Raw genomic sequence first — 18,510 nt, 5'->3', positions numbered from 1 at the left:
GCCCACTGGCCACCGCGGCCTGAGCACACCCGGGTGAACGTTTCCGGCCACAGCACTAGACAACCTCAGTCCGAGCGGCCCAGGGTGGCGCGGGCCAGCGCAAGCACGTGAACCGGACGGAGCCCGTGGCCGCGAGCCCGCTCGCGGCGCCGGGGGCGTGCCCGCACACCGGCGTAGTCCTCGAAGGCCTGTGCGGAGCTGTAGGAGGGCCCCCAGTCCAGTGCTTGCTCCAGATCCCGGGTGTCCATCGGACGGCCGCTGACCGCCGCCTGCACGGCCTGCTTGGCGCTGATGCTGGCGTAGTCGATCCGTCCGCGCTTGGCGGCACGGCGCAGGACGTCGAGTCCGCGCGCGGGCACCGGCAGGCGTCGGCCGCCCACGCGGCGCAGGCAGTGGGAGAGCCGGACCGTGTCGGCTCCGGCGACGTCGAAGAGACCGCTCTCCTCGGACAGCGCCATGCGGGTGAGGGCCTCGGCGGCGTCGTCCTCGTGCAGGAACCGGACGTGCGGGTCGGCCCCCAGGACTGTGGGGACCACACGCTGGTCCAGATAGCGGGTGAGAGGGGTCTCGACCGAGGGGCCGATGAGGTTGGCCAGGCGCAGCACGGCCACCGACATCTCGGGACGGCGGCGCTCCAGGGCCCGGGTGTGCTCCTCCACCTGGGCGGCGTCGTCGGAGCCGAGGGTGACCCCGGCGCGCACCACCAGGCGGTCCACTCCCTCGGTGCGTTGCAGGGCCGACAGCATCCGCACGGTGCCCAGAACGTGGTTCTCCCGGTTGGGGCCGCGTTCGGTGTCCAGACCCAGGTGCAGCACTGTGTCCGCACCGGTCTCGGTGATGATGCGGGCCAGGCTCCCGTCGTGCAGGTCCACGCGCGCGAACTCGAACCCCCCGGGGTCCGGGGACGGTGGCGAGGAGTCCACCCCGATCACCCGGCGCACGCCGGCGGCCCCGCAGAGGGACCGGGCGACCCTGGCGGCCAGTGGGGTGGAGACCCCGGTGACGAGTACGACACGAGTCATGGCGACACGTTCCTTGAGAGACGAAAGCGGGTCAGGGCCGCCTCGGGTGACACCCCGGGGATCACGGCGGCCTTTCCCGGAGCGATGGGACGGTGTCCGCGCTCCGTGGGACACCAACAGCGTCCTACCCAAAAAATTCCACCCCGCCGGTCAATCACCCGTCAACCGGCGGGGGCGCGAGGAGCCCCTCGGCGTCCGCGCACACCCTGCCGGTCCGAGCGGACACGGGGGACACCGGCTCAGGCGCCCGGGACTCCGGGTTCGTCACCGTACAGCGACGCTGCGGGCTCGGCGTAGCTGACGCTGGCCAGGCGCTGCTCCACGAAGGTCAACGAGGTGATACTCGCGAGGTTGCACTCACGCAGGTCGGGGCGGTGCCAGAGGCGTTTCCGCTCGGCCGCGCGGCGGGCCATCCAGATCGGCAGCTGATGGCTCACACACACCGCCTCACGCCCCCAGGCGGCGCGCCGCGCGACCTTGATGACCTCGACCATCCGCTGGACGATCTCCGAGTAGGCCTCGCCCCACGAGGGCCGGAAGGGGTTGTAGACCTTCGACAGCACATTGGGATCACGCACCGAGCGGGCCGACAGCGACAGGCCCTCGAACCGGTTGGCCGCTTCGATGAGCCGGTCGTCGAGGGTCACCGGTAGGTCCGTGCGCTTCTGGATCGGTTCGGCCGTCTCCCGGGTCCGGTCCAGCGGTGAGGAGAGCAACACGGCGATGTCGTGGCCCTCGAACCAGTCGGCGGCGATGTCAGCCATCTCGCGGCCACGGTCGCTGAGGTGGAAGTCGGGCATGCGGCCGTAGAGGACCTTGCTCGGGTTGTACACCTCGCCGTGCCGAAGCAGGTGCACGACGGTGGTCGTGGTCATCGGGTACGTCTTCCTGTCGTGTACTGGATCATCTCGTTTCCGGGTTCACCGGCCCTGGACCTCGGCCGCGGCACGAGCAGCGCTGGGCAGCGCGGAGACCACCTGCTCGATCGCGGCCTCGTCGTGCGCGGCGGAGAAGAACCACGCCTCGAATGCCGCAGCGGGCAGGTACACACCCTGCTCGAGCATGGCGCCGAAGAAGGCCGCGAAGGCAGCGGTGTCGGTGGTGCGCGCGGTGTCGAAGTCGACGACCTCGTGGCCGGTGAAGAAGACCGTGAAGAGGCTGCCGCCGGTCTGGACACGGTGGGCCACACCCTCGGCGCTCAGGGCCTTGGACACCTCCGATCCCACCTGGGCGGAGACGCGGTCGATGTGCTCGTACACCTCCGGGGTCGCGCCGCGGAGCGTGGCCAGGCCGGCGGCGGTGGCCAGCGGGTTCCCGGACAGGGTTCCGGCCTGGTAGACGGAGCCGCCCGGGGCGAGGTGGTCCATGACGTCGGCTCGTCCGCCGAAGGCCGCGGCCGGCAGACCACCGCCCATGACCTTGCCGAAGGTCATGAGGTCGGGGGCCACGTTCTCGAGGCCGTACCAACCGGAAGCGCTGACCCGGAAGCCGGTGAGGACCTCGTCGAGGACCAGCAGTGCACCGTGTTGGTGCGCGATCTCCTTGAGGCGGGCGTTGAAGCCGGCCCTGGGCGGGACCACGCCCATGTTCGCGGGGCAGGCCTCGGCGATGACACAGGCGATGTCGTCGCCGTGCTCGGCGAAGGCCTGCTCGACGGCCTCGAGGTCGTTGTAGGGGAGCACGAGGGTGTCGGCCGCACTCGCGCCGGTCACACCCGGGGAGTCGGGCAGAGCGAACGTGGCCAGACCGGAACCTGCCGAGGCGAGGAGAGCGTCCACGTGGCCGTGGTAGTTGCCCGCGAACTTGACGACCTTGCCCCGGCCGGTGAACCCGCGCGCGAGCCGGATCGCGGACATGGTGGCCTCGGTGCCGGAGTTGACGAGGCGGACCTTCTCGGCCGGGGTGCGCTCGGCGATGAGTTCGGCCAACTCGACCTCGCCAGGGGTCGGGGCGCCGTAGGAGGTTCCCGCGTCGACGGCCCCGTGGAGGGCCTCGACGACGCTGGGGGCCGCGTGTCCGAGGATCAGCGGTCCCCAGGAGCAGACGAGGTCGACGTAGCGGCGGCCCTCGGTGTCGAAAAGGTAGGGGCCCTCCCCCTTGACGAAGAACGGCGGTGTTCCGCCGACGGCGCCGAAGGCACGGACGGGCGAGTTGACGCCGCCGGGAACGACGGCGTTGGCCCGCTGGAAAAGCTGTTCTGAAGTCTGTTGAGTACCCACCTCACCAGTGTGTCAGGTGTGGCTGAGGGGCTGTCCTCGCCCCGCCCCACCTCCTCGGGAACGCTTGACCCCCGATCGGCCGGTGCACCCCCGCAACCGGACGGGCTCGGCCACGTGAAGGGCCCTACCCCAGAGCACGGACAACGGCGCCGGGTCTCCCCGGTCACAAAAACCCGGATGCTCAGCCACGTGAGGGTCCGAGCCCTTCACATGGTGGAGCATCTGGGTTTCCTGTGGCCCGGGAGAGCCTGCACCGTGCCCCTGCGCTGGGGTCCGGCCCTTTTTGTGGCTGAGCCCACCTGATTCCTGTGCGAGGAAGGGGTCAGACGCGGGTGTCGGTCTCCGGCTGCCGTGCGGGGACGTCCGCGGTGGGGCGCCCGGGGGTTCCGGTGCGCAGGAGCGGGCGCAGGAGGCCGACCTCGGAAAGACGGTCGACGAGGCCGGTGAGCGGACGGGCCAGGGCCAAGGAGACGAGGGTGGCCACGACGGCGCCGGTGATCAGTCCGACGGTGACGTCATGGGGGTAGTGGGCGCCCACGAGGACACGGGAGAAGGCCTCCAGCACGGCGAGGGCGGCAGCGGGCAGGGCCATGCGGTGCCAGGTGATGACGACGGCGGCCGCGGCGGCTCCGGCGATGGCGGCGTGATTGCTGGGGAAGGACCAGTCACCGAGGGGATCGCAGGTGGCGATGGCACTCAGGTCGGTCATGGCCTGACAGGGCCGCATCTGTTCGAAGAAGGACTTGATCGTGCGGCTGACCATGTAGGCGATGACGGTGGCGACCGGGGCGAAGAGCGCCAGGCCCACGGTGCGTGAGCCGAGGGAGCGCGCGCGCCACCAGGCGGCCAGGAAGAGCACCGCGAACGCGATGAGCAGCAGGTCCGTTCCGAGTTCCACGACGGCCTTCGTCCAGGGGGCGAGGCCGTCACCGAACTCGATCAGCGACCGGGACCAGGCAGCGCTGACGGCGAAGATCTCGGAGATCATCTTGCTCCATCGGGGTCGTGCGGGGAAGGTCGTGCGGGGGCCGTGCCCATCGGGGGAGGGGCCGGGCGAATGCACCGCCGGAAGGTGACGGGACACCCACGGGCCGGTGACGGGAGGGCCTCGCTGTATGACCAAACTAGCTGTTCCCGGAACCACCTGCGTTCGGTCACAGCGGAAGAGACAGGGGCCACAGCCGCCCCGGGCCGGTACCAATGAGTAACTTGGTGGGTGTCCGAACCCCTCCCCACAGATCCGGAGCACCCCATGACCGGGAACTTCACCACGGCAGACCTGATCGACGACCACGGGGACACCCTGCGCAGCTGCGCCACCCAGTTCCACCAGTACGGCGGACACAAGGTCTTCTCCGGTCCCGTCCGCACGGTGCGTTGCCACGAGGACAACGGGCTCGTCAAGCAGCTCCTCAACAGTCCCGGTGAGGGTGCGGTCCTGGTCGTGGACGGCAACGCATCGATGCGCACGGCCCTGATGGGCGACATGATCGCCGAGTCGGCCGTCACCAACGGCTGGGCGGGTGTGGTGATCAACGGCGCCGTACGCGACACCGTCGCCCTGGCCGGGCTCGAGCTGGGCGTCAAGGCCCTGGGATCCAACCCCCGCAAGTCCGCGAAGGACGCCGCAGGGCGCCTGGACGAACCGGTGGTGTTCGGCGACGTCGCCTTCGTTCCGGGCGAGTGGCTCTACAGCGACCACGACGGCATCGTGGTGAACGCGAAGAAGCTCTGACGGAACGAGGGGGAAGTTCGGCCCGACGTATCCGGAACACGCCGGTGACGGGCGCACCCCGCTCTCCGGGGGACGCCCGTCACCGGCGTCCTCACCGCTGGGCGCCCCACGACCGGTTCCCGTACCGGAGGAAGGGCCGGACCGAAGCACCGCAGGAGCAGGAGGTCGCCCGCATGGTCAGCGACGGTGCCACGAACCGGGAGATCGCCCGTGCCCTGTTCATCACCGAGGGCACGGCGAAGAACCACGTGACAGGTGCTCTGCGCAAGCTCGGCCTGCGCGACCGCACGCAACTCGCGCCGTGGGTGTGCGAACGGGGGCGAGCCGGCCTCCGCGGTACCGGCTCAGGGCCCACACGTCAGCGCGAGAACTCCTCGTTGGTGTCGTCGAGGATGTCCAGAACCGCGATCGGATCGGGAAGGACCACCGATCCGCCGCTCTCACGCGGGGTGCGGATCCAGGTCACCCGTCCGCCGGAGGCCAGGGCCGAGGGCGCGCCGAGCACGAAACTGTCCCGGCAGTGCCACCGCAGTCCCGGCATCTCCTCGACCGATTCGGGCACGCAGTCGAGATGGCAGGACCACCACTCCTCCTCGTCCACGGGCGATCGTGTGGCGACGAAGAACAGGTAACGGCCCTGGAGCGCGGCCACGGGCCCGGCGGGCACACCCGAGCGCCCCATGCGGGCCAGCGCCATGACACCGGCCTCGTGGGGCACGTCGAGTACGTCGAAGACGCGGCCGGTGGGCAGGACCACGTTGGCGTGCGGATCAGCGGTCCACCACCGGCGCAGGGTGTCGGCGTCGGTGCTGGCTTCCACGCCCCAAGCAGCACTGACCGGGTGGGAGGCCGGGTCCGGGCAGCCCATCCGGTCGCAGGTACACGCCCGGTCCCGGCCGGGGGAGGTCCCGCGGACCACGGGCCAGCCCAGTTCGGCGTACCCCAGGGCGGACGTCAGCATGCTGTCCGTCGCGTGCCTGCGTTTCCGTCGGTACAACACATCCGCCATGGGGCCTCCCGCGGTCGCCTCGAATCCGTTCGCGGCCTTCGGAGGGGTGCACGGCCCCGGCGGCCGCGACCGGAGCGTGCAGGCCTCTCGTGTCAGCGCAACAGCCGAGCCGCTTCGGTCGCCCAGTAGGTGAGGATCTGTTCGGCCCCCGCCCGCCGGTAGGAGGTGAGTACCTCCACGATGGCCTGGTCGCGTTCCAGCCATCCGCGCTCGGCGGCTGCCTCGATCATGGCGTACTCACCACTGACCTGGTAGGCCGACACGGGTACCGGCGAGGTATCGGCGACCTTGGCCACCACGTCCAGATAGGCCAGTCCGGGTTTGACCATGACCATGTCAGCGCCCTCGGCCACGTCGAGGGCGACCTCCCGCAGAGCCTCACGCGCGTTCGCGGGGTCCTGCTGGTAGCCGGAACGGTCACCGGACTGCGGGGCGCCCTCGGCGGCCTCGCGGAACGGGCCGTAGAAGACCGAGGAGTACTTGGCCGCGTAGGCCAGGACGGGGACCTGGGTGTGACCGGCCCGGTCGAGGCCGGCCCGGATCGCCGCGACCTGACCGTCCATCATGCCGCTGGGGGCGACCACGGCCGCACCCGCATCGGCCTGTGCGGCGGCGATGGAGGCGTACCGCTCCAGAGTGAGGTCGTTGTCGACGTGCCCGTCCACCTGCAGAGGACCGCAGTGCCCGTGGTCGGTGTACTCGCACAGGCACAGGTCGGCCATGAGCACGATGTCGTCGCCGACCTCGGCGGAAAGGTCGCGCAGGGCATCCTGCACGACACCGTTCGGGTCGTCGGCCTGCGTGCCGGTGGTGTCCTTGTGCTCGGGGATACCGAACAGCATGAGGCCACCGACCCCTGCCTCGGCGGCCTCCGCGGCAGCCTTGCGCAGGCTCTCCTTCGTGTGCTGCACCTGCCCCGGCATGGAGGAGATCGGGACCGGCTCGGTCAGCCCCTCCTTGACGAACATCGGCAGGATCAGGTTCTCCGGGCGCACCGCGGTCTCGGCGACCAGGCGGCGCAGCGCCCGGCCACGGCGCAGACGGCGGGGCCTCGCAGCGGGGAAGGCGGCGTCGGAACTGGAAGCGGTCACGTGGAACCCCCGGTTCGGTGGTCTCGGTTCGGTGGTCGTGTCGGCGGAATCAGAGCTTGCGGCGCCGGCCACGACGCTTCTGGCTCGGCTTGAGCACGGGCTTGCCCGCCTCGACGGCCTCGCGGCGTCTGGTGATCCCGTACTCCGCGAGCGCCTCCGCCAACGCCGTGACCGAAGGTTTCGGTGCGACGACGTCGACACGGAGCCCGAACTCCAGGGCCGTCTTCTCGGTCTCCTGCCCGATCACCGCGATCGCCGTCGTGTTGTGCGGCTTGCCGGCGATCCCGACGAGGTTGCGCACCGTCGAGGAGGACGTGAACAGCACCGCGTCGAAACCACCGCCCTTGATCGCCTCTCGGACAGGCTGCGGCGGTGGCGCGGCACGCACGGTGCGGTAGGCGGTGACGTCGTCGACTTCCCAACCCTTGTTGGTCAGCCCCGAGGACAGCGCCTCGGTGGCGATGTCGGCGCGCGGCAGCAGCACCCGCTCGATGGGGTCGATCTCCGCGTCGTAGGGCGGCCACACCTCCGCGAGCCCGGCACCGGACTGCAGGGGCCCTGCGGGCGGGGCGAGGTCGGGCTCGATACCGAACTTGCGCACGGCATCCGCGGTGGCATCGCCCACGACCGCGACCTTGACCCCGGCGAACGCACGCGCGTCGAGTCCGTAGGACTCCAGGCGCTCGCGGATGGCCTTGACTGCGTTGGTGGAGGTGAAGGCCACCCACTGGTAGCGCCCGGTGACCAGACCGCGTACGGCCCGCTCCATCTGCTGCGGGGTGCGCGGAGGTTCCACGGAGATGGTGGGCACCTCCTCGGGTACCGCGCCGTGCTCGCGCAGCTGCTCCGACAGAGAGGCGGCCTGCTCCTTGGTGCGGGGCACCAGTACACGCCAGCCGAACAGCGGGAGGGTCTCGTACCAGTTCAGTTCGTCCTGGCGGGAGACCGGACGACCCACGATCATCAGCGCGGGCTCCACGAGATGGTGGTTCTTGGCGTCCTTCTGCTTGAGCTCGGCCACGAGCCGCGACAGCGTGGACGTGACGGTGGTCTGGCGGGTGGTGCCGCCGGCGCGGACCACGGAGACCGGGGTGTTTCCGGGACGTCCGCCGGCCACGAGGGACTTGCACACCACGTCGAAGCCGGGGCCCTGGTGTTCGGGGTCCTGGCCCACGGGTGCGTCGGCCCCCAGGACGACCAGGGTGGTCTCACTCGCGGCGGCGTCGGCCCAGTCGACCGTCCCGGACCCGCGGGCGTTGATCACCCGGACCTCGGTCTCGTCACCGGACAGGAGCGGGACGCCGGCGAAGGTGGGACCGGCGGTGACGGGGGACAGCCCGGGGGCCACCTCCACCTCGATCCCGGTCTCGCGGCAGGCCGCCACGAGTTCAGCGCCCCGGCACACCACGAAGGGGTCCCCCGAGTACAGGCGCACGACCCGCTTGCCCTCGCGGGCGTGGGAGAGCGCGACCCCGTTGAGGTCGTCTCCGCAGGTGTCGGCCTCGACCACGGACACATCGGGCGAGCAGTGCTCGAGGAGCTCGGCACGGAAGCCCGCGAGCTCCTCGTTGCCGGGCTCACGCAGCGTGATGACCACGTCGGCACGACGCAGCAGTTCGGCGCCGCGCAACGTCAGCAGGTCTGCATCACCGGGGCCCGCACCGACGAGGGCGACCTGCCCGGGCCGGGCGGTGCCACGCTGCTCCTCCGGTTGGGGGTTGGCGTTCGCGTTCACGTACTGGCTCCTCTGTCTGGATCGCCCCCTGCCCGGGCTCACCGCGGGGAGGGGACCTACGGCGGGGCGGGGCCGCCGGCTCATGCTCAGGCCTCGTCCCTCTCGGCGAAGGCGTCGGCCACGATTCGGTCGGCTCCCTCGGCGATCATCCGCCGAGCCAGGTCGCGCCCGAGGTCGGCGGCGGCAGCGGTGTCCTCGGGTGAGGGGATCTCGACGGTGCCCTGGCGACGGACGGCCTCACCGCCGTCCGTGGCGACGACGTTGGCGCGCAGGCTCAACTGCCCGTTCCCGTATTCGGCGTAGGCGCCGACGGGGGCTGCGCACCCGGCCTCCAGTTCGGCCAGGACGGTCCGCTCGGCCACGGTCGCGAGCCGGGTTCCGGGGTGGTCGACCGCGCTCAGGAACCCGAGGTCGTCCGCGAGGCGTTCGTCGCGGCACTCCACCGCCAGGGCACCCTGGCCCGGGGCCGGAAGCATGATCTCGGGTTCGAACACGTCGGTGACGGCCTCCTGGCGTCCGACACGGCCGAGACCGGCGTGTGCGAGCACCACGGCGTCCAGCTCACCGGAGTCGACCTTGCCCAGCCGGGTCTCGGCGTTGCCCCGGATCGGCACGAAGACCAGGTCCGGGCGGGCCAGGCGGAGCTGGGCGACGCGGCGCGGCGAGCCGGTACCGATCTTGGATCCCGCGGGCAGCTCGTCGAACTTGAGCCCGTCGCGTGCGCACAGGGCGTCCCTGTGGTCGTCGCGTTCGGGGATGGCTGCCAGCACCAGGCCCTCCACCTGGGTGGTGGGCAGGTCCTTGAGGGAGTGGACGGCGAAGTCGATGCCTCCGGACTCCAGCTCGTCGCGCAGCGCGTTGACGAACACACCGGTGCCGCCGAGCTGGGTCAGGTGCGCCTTGGTGACGTCACCGAAGCTCGTGATGAGCGCGAGCTCGACCTCCCGGCCCGTGCGTTCGGTGATGGCATCAGCCACCATCCGGGACTGGCTCGTGGCCATGGTGCTGCGCCGAGTACCGAGTTTGGCGGGTGTGCCGGTCATGCCTTCTCCTGTGCGGCCGACACCGGCGAGCCGAGGCGATCGGCTCGCCCGGCGGCCGGGGCCGGTTGCGGGTCGTCGAGGTCGAACAGGCGCCGCAGAGCGTTCTCGTAGGCCTCCCCGTCGGGGTCGGCCGCGAGCTCCTTGACGCGGACAGTGGGGCTGTGCAGAAGCTTGTCGGCCACGCGGCGCATCGCACGGCCGATCTCCTCCCGGGCCCGGTCGTCGAGGTCGTCGGGCAAGCGTCCCATCAGACGGGAGAGCTCGTTCTGCACCACGCTGTGTCCCTGACTGCGCAGAGCGACGACGGTGGGCGCGACCTCGTTGGCGCGGCGCACGGAGCGGAACTCCATGACCTCTTCGTCGACGATGCCGCGGGCCAGGGTGAGGGAGTCGGAACGGGTCTGATCGCCGGTGCCCTGGGCGGAGGCCTGGCGCAGGTCTCCGATGTCGACGACGCCGACCCCGTCGATGCCCCGGGCGCCGGGGTCGATGTCGCGGGGCAGGGCCAGGTCGAGCAGGACGAGAGGCCGGGTGCGTCCCTCGGTGGCGGCGGCGATCCGGTCGGCGGTCAGCACCAGGCCCTGGGCACCGGTGCAGGAGACGACGAGGTCGACGTCGGCGAGGACGTCGGCCGCGTCGGTGAAGGGGACCGCCTCGGCGTGCATGCTCTCGTAGGCCTCGGTGAGGCACTCCGCCAGGCGAGCGGCCCGGTCGAAGGTGCGGTTGGCGACGGTGACGCTCGCCGCACCCTGTCGGGCGACGGTGTTGGCCGCCAGAGCGCTCATGGATCCGGCACCGAGGACGAGTACGCGGATACCGGTCAGGGGGCCGGGTGTGCTCAGAGAGGTACCGGTGGCGCTGAGGGCACCGGTGGTGCTCGCTGGGGGTGCGGTGTCGGCGGCAGCGGAGGTCTCGGCCTCGCCGGCTCCGGACATCGGGCAACCGGCGGGCGGGGTGGCGCTGCTGTCGGGCGCGCCTCCGGGGATGCTCGCGCCGGGGAAGGCAGCCAGGTCACGCAGGGCGACGGTGAGACCGAAGCTGACCATGTCGGCCCCGGCGTGGTCCAGGTGGGTCTCGGTGTGGGCACGCTTGCCCACGCGCAGAGCGCGCTGGCCGAGGTCGTTGAGTACGCGTCCCACGGAACCGTTCTCCTGGCCCTCCTTGAGGGAGTCGCGCACCTGGCCGAGGATCTGGCCCTCTCCGACGACCATGGAGTCGAGACCGCAGGCGACGGAGAACAGGTGCTCGACGGCCCGGTCCTCGTAGTGCACGTACAGGTGCTCGGAGAGCTCGCTGAGCGGGACACCGGTGTGCCAGGACAGGAGCTCGGTGACGGTGGCGACCCCGCCGTGGTAGGTCTCGACATCGGCGTAGATCTCGGTACGGTTACAGGTCGACACGACCATGACTTCGCCGATGAGGTCGGATCCGAGCATCTCGGTGACTGCGTCGGTCCGCGTCTCGCCGTTCAACGCGACACGTTCGAGCAGTTCGACCGGCGAACTCCGGTGGCTCAAACCCACGGCCAGGACACTCATCCGCGTACTCCCATGTCGGCACCATGTCTCACAGTGCTTCCCCATACTCGGCCACGATCACAGGAAGCCGCGCACAGCCCCTCGAACTCTGCGCGCTGTCGCTTCCGGGGTCGCCCACGGTTCGGCCGCCCCAGTTCCTCGTGTTCCGAATCCTCAGGTCAGTTCCAGTCCCGTCCGGTCCGCCGGCTCGCGGCCGTCCCCGTCGGCCCGCCGCTGGGCGTGGAAGGCCAGGATCTGGAGTTCGATGGACAAGTCGACCTTACGCACATCCACACCTTCCGGCACATTGAGCACGACCGGCGCGAAGTTGAGGATGCTGGCCACCCCCACCTCGACGAACCGGTTGGCGACGTGCTGTGCCGAGCCGGCCGGTGTGGCGATCACACCGATGGACACACCGTTGTCGCGTACGGCCTCCTCCAACCTGTCAATATGCCCCACCTTCAGACCCGCAACGCTCTGTCCCACCATCGTGGGGTCGGCGTCGAGGAGGGCCGCGATACGAAAGCCCCGGGTACCGAAACCCCCGTAGTTGGCCAGCGCTCGACCGAGGTTTCCGATTCCCACGATCGCCACGGACCAGTCCTGCGTGAGACCAAGCTCACGGGAGATCTGGTACACGAGGTACTCCACCTCGTAACCGACCCCGCGCGTTCCGTAGGAACCGAGATGCGAGAGGTCCTTGCGGAGTTTGGCGGAGTTGACCCCGGCCGCGGCCGCCAGCGCCTCGGAGGAGATCGTGAGCGTCCTCCGCTCCTGCAAGGCCTGGAGCGCTCGCAGGTAGACCGGGAGCCGGGCGACGGTTGCCTCGGGTATTCCCCTGTCCCGGGGCCGAGGCGGGCGACTGATCACGGTCTGGCACTCCTGCGGCGGTCGGTGCGGGCGGGGGTGCGGGCCGTGCGGCTCCGCTCGGAAGCCGACGTGGTGGGGTCCCCGACAGGTCTGCGCACCCAGGTTACGTGCTTGTGAAACTACGCACAAAGTGGGAGGCCGTGTGATCTTCGCTCCACGACTTCCCATCGAGCCACACCACGGGGAATCGCGGAAAAACGCAGCCACAGAAGTTCGCATTCCTCACGAATTGAGGACAGAACGGAGCCTTCCTTCGTCCACACGCCAGAAATCGTGCCGTTCACCGTCGACGAAGGTGACCGGAATCTTGTCCCAGTAGTCCTCACGTTCGGACTCGGAGACATCGTGCAGCGACACCTCGGCACGAGTGGCTCCGAGCTCGTCGGTGACGCGCTCGACGACCTCCCATGCGTGCGCACAGAGATGGCAGTCCGGCTTGCCGAGTACCACCACACGGGCGGAATCCGCCCAGTTCCCCGTATCGTCCATGTCTCCTTGCCCTCCTCCTGCTTCCGGGACCATCACGACGCTCCTACCCACCGGCGAAGGGCGGCAGGACCTCGATCACACTGCCCTCCGTGAGGGACACATCACCGTGAGCACGGGCTCCGACCGGCTTCTCGTCCACCAGGAACGAGGAGATCCCGAGAACCCGCTGGAAACGGTCCTCCTCCCGGAGCCGGCGCACCGCGTCGAGAGCTTCCTGAAGAGTGCTCGCCTCGACCGCCTCCTCACTCGTTCCCGCCGCGTCCTTGGCCGCGGCCCAGTACCTGACAGTGCACTTCGCCATGTGTTGGTTATCCTTGGTGTTACTCGGAGGCGACATATAGAAGAATTCTTCACCGAGGGCAACGGCGCCTTCGTTCGTCCGCTCGGAGCGGGCTTCACGAGAAGAGACGCATGAGCCATCTGCTGCTACTGACGAACTCGAACGAACCGTCCGACCACGTTCTACCCGCCCTCGGACTCCTCCTGCACTCGGTGCGGGTGGCACCCGCCGAGGCCGGCGCCCTACTGGCCTCGGGAGCCACCGGTTCGACCGGTGCCCCTGTCGACGCCATTCTCGTCGACGCACGAACGGACCTGACCACCGCCCGCAACTTCTGTCGGCTCCTGGACACGACCGGTCTGGACTGCCCACTGCTGGTGATCCTCACCGAAGGCGGTCTCGCCGCGCTGACCCCCGACTGGCAGGCCGACGACTTCGTGCTCTCCACCGCCGGCCCCGCCGAGATCGAGGCCCGGCTGCGGCTGGCTGTCGGCTCCGCCGGGTCCACGGCCGACGACCCCGACGAGATCCGCAGGGGCGAGTTGGTCATCGACGAGGCCACCTACATCGCCCGCCTCCGGGGGCGCATCCTCGATCTGACCTTCAAGGAGTTCGAGCTGCTGAAGTTCCTGGCCCAACACCCGGGCCGGGTCTTCACCCGCGAGCAGTTGCTCCAGGAGGTGTGGGGCTACGACTACTTCGGCGGTACCCGCACGATCGACGTCCATGTGCGGCGCCTGCGGGCCAAGCTCGGTTCCGAACACGAGGTACTGATCGGGACCGTCCGCAACGTCGGTTACCGCTTCGTCCCGGAACCGAACACCAAGCCCCAGACACAACAACCCGCACCGCAGGAGAACGTGGCGGACCCGGTCACCGCGGCCCGGCCCGCCGACCCCGGCCACGGTTGACCGGGGCCCGGCCCCGCGCACCCGGACGTCGGCCGTGTCCTTTCGGCATTTCCGGACACCCTGCGTACGCTGGTGCTCCACAGTTCGTGCTCGAACACCCCCTCGTACTCATCGCCACCAGGTCCTAAGATCTGGGACGCACCCGAAAGCCGGGGAAACTTCAGGCGCGGCGGGAACCTCGCGGTCGGGTGCGGCCGACCGTCCCGGCGTGCCAACGGAGGTTGAGGACCCACCATGCCCACCGCTTCGACGACGCCCCCTCCCCTCGTCGTCCGCCGCCGGCCGAACCGCTTGCACGCGTTCGGCGCCGCGTTCGTCGGCTCCACGCTCATCGCCGTGATGGCGGCCCCGGGTGCCTACGCGACCTCGGTGACCGTCGTGACCCTGGGGACGCAGACGAGCGTCATCGAGCCGGGCGAGAACGCGGGCCCCAACCCGGTGACCGTGGCCAACCGCTCGGGTGACACGCTCTGCCTGTTCGGCCTGTCCGCCTCCTCGGACGCCTTCGCCGTGGAGGACCACGGACAGCGGCAGGTGGAACCCGGCGAGACGGTGGAGGCCGGATCCCTCAGCGGTGCACCCGGGGAGAGCACCTCCGTCACCGCGACACTGGCACACGCGCTCGCCGACGAGGAGGGCAACTGCCCCGACGGGGCGTCCCGGTCGACCGACGTGACCTGGTCCGTACAGGTGCTCGAGCCCACGGACGAGCCCGACCCGACCGAGGACCCCACGGACGAGCCCGACCCGACCGAGGACCCCACGGACGAGCCCACCGAGGACCCCGAGCCCACCGACGAACCCACGGGGACCCCCTCCGAGACCGAACGGCCGACCACCGGCCCCACCGCGACGGACGGGCCTTCCGGGACTCCGACGGACGACGACGGCGGCGATCCCCCGCCCGAGACCACGGACCCCGGCCCCGGCGACGGCTCGCGGACCGACGGTCCCGCCCCCGCACCACCGCGCAACGGGGGCGTCGGCGACCCTCCCACCAGCGACGAGGACGTCCCCACGCTCCCCCGTGACGACGCCGACCTGCCCGACGTCCCTCCCGACGGAGAGGACCTCGCCGAGCTCCCCATGGTCAGCCCCGGCCAGGGCGAGAAGGACGACGACCTGGACGGCACCGAGATCGCCTCCGACCAGGAGCAGATGAGCGCCGGTGTGGCCCCGGCTGCGCTCCTGGGCGCCCTTCTGGTCGCACTCCTGCTGGCCACCCCGATCATGCCGTCCCGGCGTGTACGCACGGCCCTCGAGGGCGGCTACCAGGGCAAGCGCCGCAAAGGCTGACGCGGCCCCGGCCTGACACGCTTTTCACTGGTCCGGCGTCGTAGGCTTCGGGCCATGAGCACCGTGAACGTCACCGACGCCCTGACCCCGGAACTCGCCGACCGCGTCCTCGATCTCGCCGAAGAGGCCCTGGAGACCGACGGCGTCGCCGCGCTGTCGGAACAGCCGCTCCTGCGGGTGCGCCACGGCGCACCCGCAGGAAGCGCGCGCTTCCACGTACTGACCGATGGGGATGCGGTCGTGGGGGTCGGCGTCGTCGAACGTGCCGGGGGCGAGCCCGACTCCGGCGAACTCGTCGTCGCACCCGAACACCGCCGCAAGGGCCACGGGGCGGCCCTCCTGCGTTCCCTGCACGAGGACGCGGGCACCAACGGCGTCCGTGTGTGGGCACACGGTCGCCTGCCCGGCGCCGTCGCCCTCGCCGCATCCGCCGGATGGGGCACCGTCCGTGAGCTCCACAAACTGCGCATGCCGCTGCGTGACCTGTCCGCCGACGAGCGCGGCGGCCCCCGGACCGCTCCCGAGTTGCCCGAGACGACGGTGCGCCCGGAGATCGCCGACCGGGTCACCGTGCGCCCGTTCGAGGTGGGACGCGACGAGCAGGCCTGGCTCCGCACGAACGCACGCGCCTTCGCCGACCACCCCGAGCAGGGCAGGCTCACCCAGGAGGACCTGCGCCAACGCCAGGAGGAGGACTGGTTCGACCCGGCCGGGTTCTTCCTTGCCGTGACCGGTCAGGGTGATGTCGCGGCCTTCCACTGGACCAAGGTCCACTCCGACGGAGCCGGGCTCACCGACGGCGAGCCGGTCGGTGAGGTCTACGTCGTGGGCGTGGACCCGGACTGGCAGGGCACAGGACTGGGGCGCACTCTCACCCTCGCCGGCCTGCACCACCTGCGCGCATCCGGGCTGCCATGGGTGCACCTGTACGTCGACGGCGAGAACACTGCGGCGGTGCGCTTGTACGAGACGTTGGGCTTCTCCGTGTGGGAGACCGACGTGATGTACGCGCCGGGCACGTGATCCGCTCCCGTTCCCACCAGGCCCGGGGGCGGGTGGGGGTGATCACATTCACCGCCCACATCCCCTGCGGCCACGGTGATGCGGCATCCAGTTCACCTGTAGTTCACCTCTTCTGGGAGAACTGGTCACCTCCGCCGCCTACCTTCGCATTCGGCGCGGCACGTCCCTTTCGCGCGCCTGGGTGATCCGACCCCGCAACCCATTCCCAACGGAGCCACTCCATGACGACCACGGACGCGCCTCAGGCGGCACCCCCGCCCACGGGCAAGCGCCGGATCGGCGACGTAGTCTTCGCCGGGCTCGCACGAAGCTCGGGCCTCCTCATCCTGCTGATCCTGGCCGGTGTCGCAGCCTTCCTGATCGTCCAGGCATGGCCCTCGCTGGCCGCCAACACACAGAACTTCCTGACCACCCAGGAGTGGGAAGCCAACGTCCGTGAGGATCCGGCCTTCGGTATCGCGGCCCTGGCCTTCGGTACGGTCCTGGCCGCCACGATCGCCCTCGTCATGGCCACCCCTGTGGCGATCGGCATCGCGCTCTTCATCGTCTACTACGCGCCGCGCCGGCTGGCCTCCCTGCTGGGTTACATGGTGGACCTGCTGGCCGCCATCCCCAGCGTCGTCTACGGCCTGTGGGGCATCGGTTTCCTGGCCCCGCAGCTGGTCCCCGTCTTCGAGAGCATCAGCCGCTACCTCGGCTGGATCCCCCTGTTCGCCGGGCCGCCCTCCCCGTCCGGCCGGACCCTCCTCACCGCGAGCGTGGCTCTGGCCGTCATGATTCTCCCGATCATCACCGCGATGTCCCGGGACGTCTTCCAGCAAGTGCCGCAGGGCCACCGCGAGGCCGCCCTGGCCATGGGCGCCACCCGCTGGGAGATGATCCGGCTGGCCGTGCTCCCCTTCGGTAAGTCCGGCATCGTCGGCGGCGCCATGCTGGGCATGGGCCGAGCGCTCGGCGAGACGATGGCCGTGGCAATGATCCTGTCCCCGTCCCTGTCGATCTCCTGGAACGTCCTGCAGAGCGGTAACCAGACCATCGCCGGCCACATCGCGCTCCAGTACCCCGAGGCCACCGGCTACGGCGTCTCCGCGCTCATCGCCGCCGGCCTGGTGCTGTTCGCGATCACGCTGATCGTCAACATGGCGGCCCGCTACGTCGTCGCGCGTGGAAACAAGGAGGCCTGATGAGCACGACGACCACGCAGCAGCCTCCCGAGCCGGCGACCCGCGCCGAGCTGAGCCGCGGATCGCTGCCCCTCTACTTCTCACCCGTCCTCCTGACCGCCTCGGCCGCCGTGGTGGCCGGCGTGCTGCTGGCCTTCTCCTCCTTCGGCGTCATGCTGTGGGCACTGCTCACCGCGGTCGCCTACCTGGTCATCTCCGTGACCGCCTCCGTGCGCGTCGAGGGCGCGCGCAAGGCCAAGGACCGCTTCGTCACCGCGATCGTCTACGGGTGTTTCCTGCTGGCGATGGCCCCGCTGGTGTCGGTCCTGTGGACGGTCGCGCAGAACGGCATGGCCCGCTTCGACATCTACTTCCTGTCCGTCTCCATGAACGGCGTCCTGCCGAGCATGGACGCGGGCGGTGTCTACCACGCCATCGTCGGCACCCTGGCGATCACCGGCATGGCAACCGTCATCTCGGTGCCCGTCGGTGTGCTCACCGCGGTCTTCCTCGTCGAGTACGCCCAGGGACGCCTCAAGAAGGCGATCACCTTCTTCGTCGACGTGATGACGGGTATCCCTTCGATCGTCGCCGGTCTGTTCGTGGTCGCCCTGTGGATGATGCTGCTGGGCCCCGGACACCTCAACGGCGCTTCCGGCGCGCTCGCCCTCGCGGTCCTGATGATCCCGGTCGTGGTGCGCTCCAGCGAGGAGATGCTGCGCCTGGTCCCGATGGAACTGCGGGAGGCCTCCTACGCTCTCGGTGTGCCCAAGTGGCGCACCATCACCAAGGTCGTACTGCCGACCTCCGCGAGCGGTCTGACGACCGGAATCGTGCTCGCCATCGCTCGTGTTATCGGAGAGACGGCACCGCTGGTGCTCACCGCGGGATCGTCGGCCGTGTCCATCAACTGGAACCTGTTCGAGGGGCAGATGATGAACCTCCCGGTGTTCATCTACTCGCAGGTCCGCATGGGTGGGGCCGTGAACTACGAGAGGGCTTGGGCCGCGGCGCTGACGCTGATCCTGGTGGTCATGCTGCTGTTCTTCCTGGCCCGCATGATCGGCCGCCTCTTCGCTCCGAAGACCCGCTGACCACCCGCCC

General features: G+C 70.2%; 18 protein-coding genes and 1 pseudogene. 7 read left to right on the top strand and 12 right to left on the bottom strand.

What is annotated here, in order from left to right; translation table 11 throughout:
- Positions 1-65 precede the first annotated feature (65 nt).
- The 4 genes from D456_RS0119935 to D456_RS0119920 form a co-directional block, all read right to left on the bottom strand.
- Positions 66-1,022 carry an NAD-dependent epimerase/dehydratase family protein gene (locus tag D456_RS0119935; protein ID WP_017577946.1) on the bottom strand — a complete coding sequence of 319 codons (957 nt, stop codon included), beginning with the start codon at positions 1,020-1,022 and terminating at the stop codon, positions 66-68.
- Positions 1,023-1,261: 239 nt separating this feature from the next.
- Positions 1,262-1,897 carry a histidine phosphatase family protein gene (locus D456_RS0119930; protein WP_017577945.1) on the bottom strand — a complete coding sequence of 212 codons (636 nt, stop codon included), beginning with the start codon at positions 1,895-1,897 and terminating at the stop codon, positions 1,262-1,264.
- Between the two features lie 45 nt (positions 1,898-1,942).
- On the bottom strand, positions 1,943-3,241 hold the full coding sequence (gene hemL / locus D456_RS0119925) for a glutamate-1-semialdehyde 2,1-aminomutase (RefSeq protein ID WP_017577944.1): 1,299 nt from the start codon (positions 3,239-3,241) through the stop codon (positions 1,943-1,945).
- A gap of 322 nt (positions 3,242-3,563) precedes the next feature.
- Complete coding sequence (locus D456_RS0119920; protein WP_017577943.1) at positions 3,564-4,229, bottom strand: phosphatase PAP2 family protein; 666 nt, start codon at positions 4,227-4,229, stop codon at positions 3,564-3,566.
- Positions 4,230-4,493: 264 nt separating this feature from the next.
- Here D456_RS0119920 and rraA point away from each other — a divergent pair, with 264 nt between their 5' ends.
- Both rraA and D456_RS27825 read left to right on the top strand, forming a co-directional pair.
- Complete coding sequence (gene rraA, locus D456_RS0119915; RefSeq protein WP_026116046.1) at positions 4,494-4,976, top strand: ribonuclease E activity regulator RraA; 483 nt, start codon at positions 4,494-4,496, stop codon at positions 4,974-4,976.
- Between the two features lie 152 nt (positions 4,977-5,128).
- A pseudogene (locus tag D456_RS27825) lies at positions 5,129-5,293 on the top strand (response regulator transcription factor); the annotation flags it as partial.
- Between the two features lie 41 nt (positions 5,294-5,334).
- Here the strand turns inward: D456_RS27825 and D456_RS0119910 are convergent.
- The 8 genes from D456_RS0119910 to D456_RS0119875 form a co-directional block, all read right to left on the bottom strand.
- Positions 5,335-5,985 carry a bifunctional DNA primase/polymerase gene (locus D456_RS0119910; RefSeq protein ID WP_239643890.1) on the bottom strand — a complete coding sequence of 217 codons (651 nt, stop codon included), beginning with the start codon at positions 5,983-5,985 and terminating at the stop codon, positions 5,335-5,337.
- A 92-nt stretch (positions 5,986-6,077) separates the two neighbouring features.
- The gene (gene hemB / locus D456_RS0119905) at positions 6,078-7,076 is read right to left on the bottom strand and encodes a porphobilinogen synthase (protein ID WP_026116045.1); all 999 of its coding nucleotides are present in this window, start codon (positions 7,074-7,076) and stop codon (positions 6,078-6,080) included.
- Between the two features lie 49 nt (positions 7,077-7,125).
- Positions 7,126-8,811 (bottom strand): bifunctional uroporphyrinogen-III C-methyltransferase/uroporphyrinogen-III synthase, encoded by a 1,686-nt coding sequence (locus tag D456_RS0119900; RefSeq protein WP_017577939.1) that lies wholly within the window; start codon positions 8,809-8,811, stop codon positions 7,126-7,128.
- 86 nt (positions 8,812-8,897) lie between these two features.
- Positions 8,898-9,854, bottom strand: coding sequence for a hydroxymethylbilane synthase (hemC, locus tag D456_RS0119895; protein WP_017577938.1), 957 nt, complete (start codon positions 9,852-9,854; stop codon positions 8,898-8,900).
- Complete coding sequence (locus D456_RS0119890) at positions 9,851-11,392, bottom strand: glutamyl-tRNA reductase (protein WP_017577937.1); 1,542 nt, start codon at positions 11,390-11,392, stop codon at positions 9,851-9,853. The genes hemC and D456_RS0119890 overlap by 4 nt, the downstream gene beginning before the upstream one ends.
- Positions 11,393-11,545: 153 nt before the next feature.
- Positions 11,546-12,244, bottom strand: coding sequence for a redox-sensing transcriptional repressor Rex (locus D456_RS0119885; protein ID WP_026116044.1), 699 nt, complete (start codon positions 12,242-12,244; stop codon positions 11,546-11,548).
- Positions 12,245-12,466: 222 nt separating this feature from the next.
- On the bottom strand, positions 12,467-12,733 hold the full coding sequence (locus D456_RS0119880; protein ID WP_017577935.1) for a glutaredoxin family protein: 267 nt from the start codon (positions 12,731-12,733) through the stop codon (positions 12,467-12,469).
- A gap of 43 nt (positions 12,734-12,776) precedes the next feature.
- Entirely contained in the window at positions 12,777-13,034 is a 258-nt protein-coding gene (locus D456_RS0119875) for a MoaD/ThiS family protein (RefSeq protein WP_017577934.1), read from the bottom strand.
- 110 nt (positions 13,035-13,144) lie between these two features.
- Between D456_RS0119875 and D456_RS0119870 the strand changes: the two genes are divergently transcribed.
- From D456_RS0119870 to pstA, 5 genes are all read left to right on the top strand, one after another.
- On the top strand, positions 13,145-13,924 hold the full coding sequence (locus D456_RS0119870) for a winged helix-turn-helix transcriptional regulator (protein ID WP_017577933.1): 780 nt from the start codon (positions 13,145-13,147) through the stop codon (positions 13,922-13,924).
- 234 nt (positions 13,925-14,158) lie between these two features.
- On the top strand, positions 14,159-15,220 hold the full coding sequence (locus D456_RS25205) for a hypothetical protein (RefSeq protein WP_026116043.1): 1,062 nt from the start codon (positions 14,159-14,161) through the stop codon (positions 15,218-15,220).
- Positions 15,221-15,247: 27 nt separating this feature from the next.
- Positions 15,248-16,243, top strand: coding sequence for a mycothiol synthase (gene mshD / locus D456_RS0119860; RefSeq protein ID WP_272980467.1), 996 nt, complete (start codon positions 15,248-15,250; stop codon positions 16,241-16,243).
- A gap of 221 nt (positions 16,244-16,464) precedes the next feature.
- Positions 16,465-17,427, top strand: a complete 963-nt coding sequence (pstC, locus tag D456_RS0119855) for a phosphate ABC transporter permease subunit PstC (protein ID WP_017577931.1) — start codon at positions 16,465-16,467, stop codon at positions 17,425-17,427.
- Positions 17,427-18,500, top strand: coding sequence for a phosphate ABC transporter permease PstA (pstA, locus tag D456_RS0119850; RefSeq protein WP_017577930.1), 1,074 nt, complete (start codon positions 17,427-17,429; stop codon positions 18,498-18,500). Before pstC ends, pstA begins: the two co-directional genes overlap by 1 nt.
- Positions 18,501-18,510 lie beyond the last annotated feature (10 nt).

The sequence above is a fragment of the Nocardiopsis kunsanensis DSM 44524 genome, assembly GCF_000340965.1.
In the GTDB taxonomy this organism is placed as follows: Bacteria; Actinomycetota; Actinomycetes; order Streptosporangiales; family Streptosporangiaceae; genus Nocardiopsis; species Nocardiopsis kunsanensis.
This window is presented reverse-complemented; position numbering and strand designations above follow the sequence as displayed.

Bases quoted from the DNA above. Each gene is read 5' to 3' on its own strand.
- hemC (WP_017577938.1), bottom strand. From the start codon at position 9,854: ATGACCGGCACACCCGCCAAACTCGGTACTCGGCGCAGCACCATGGCC.
- D456_RS0119880 (WP_017577935.1), bottom strand. From the start codon at position 12,733: ATGGACGATACGGGGAACTGGGCGGATTCCGCCCGTGTGGTGGTACTC.
- D456_RS0119920 (WP_017577943.1), bottom strand. From the start codon at position 4,229: ATGATCTCCGAGATCTTCGCCGTCAGCGCTGCCTGGTCCCGGTCGCTG.
- D456_RS0119890 (WP_017577937.1), bottom strand. From the start codon at position 11,392: ATGAGTGTCCTGGCCGTGGGTTTGAGCCACCGGAGTTCGCCGGTCGAA.
- pstA (WP_017577930.1), top strand. From the start codon at position 17,427: ATGAGCACGACGACCACGCAGCAGCCTCCCGAGCCGGCGACCCGCGCC.
- rraA (WP_026116046.1), top strand. From the start codon at position 4,494: ATGACCGGGAACTTCACCACGGCAGACCTGATCGACGACCACGGGGAC.
- D456_RS0119875 (WP_017577934.1), bottom strand. From the start codon at position 13,034: ATGGCGAAGTGCACTGTCAGGTACTGGGCCGCGGCCAAGGACGCGGCG.
- D456_RS0119935 (WP_017577946.1), bottom strand. From the start codon at position 1,022: ATGACTCGTGTCGTACTCGTCACCGGGGTCTCCACCCCACTGGCCGCC.
- D456_RS0119930 (WP_017577945.1), bottom strand. From the start codon at position 1,897: ATGACCACGACCACCGTCGTGCACCTGCTTCGGCACGGCGAGGTGTAC.
- D456_RS0119870 (WP_017577933.1), top strand. From the start codon at position 13,145: ATGAGCCATCTGCTGCTACTGACGAACTCGAACGAACCGTCCGACCAC.
- D456_RS25205 (WP_026116043.1), top strand. From the start codon at position 14,159: ATGCCCACCGCTTCGACGACGCCCCCTCCCCTCGTCGTCCGCCGCCGG.
- D456_RS0119910 (WP_239643890.1), bottom strand. From the start codon at position 5,985: ATGGCGGATGTGTTGTACCGACGGAAACGCAGGCACGCGACGGACAGC.
- pstC (WP_017577931.1), top strand. From the start codon at position 16,465: ATGACGACCACGGACGCGCCTCAGGCGGCACCCCCGCCCACGGGCAAG.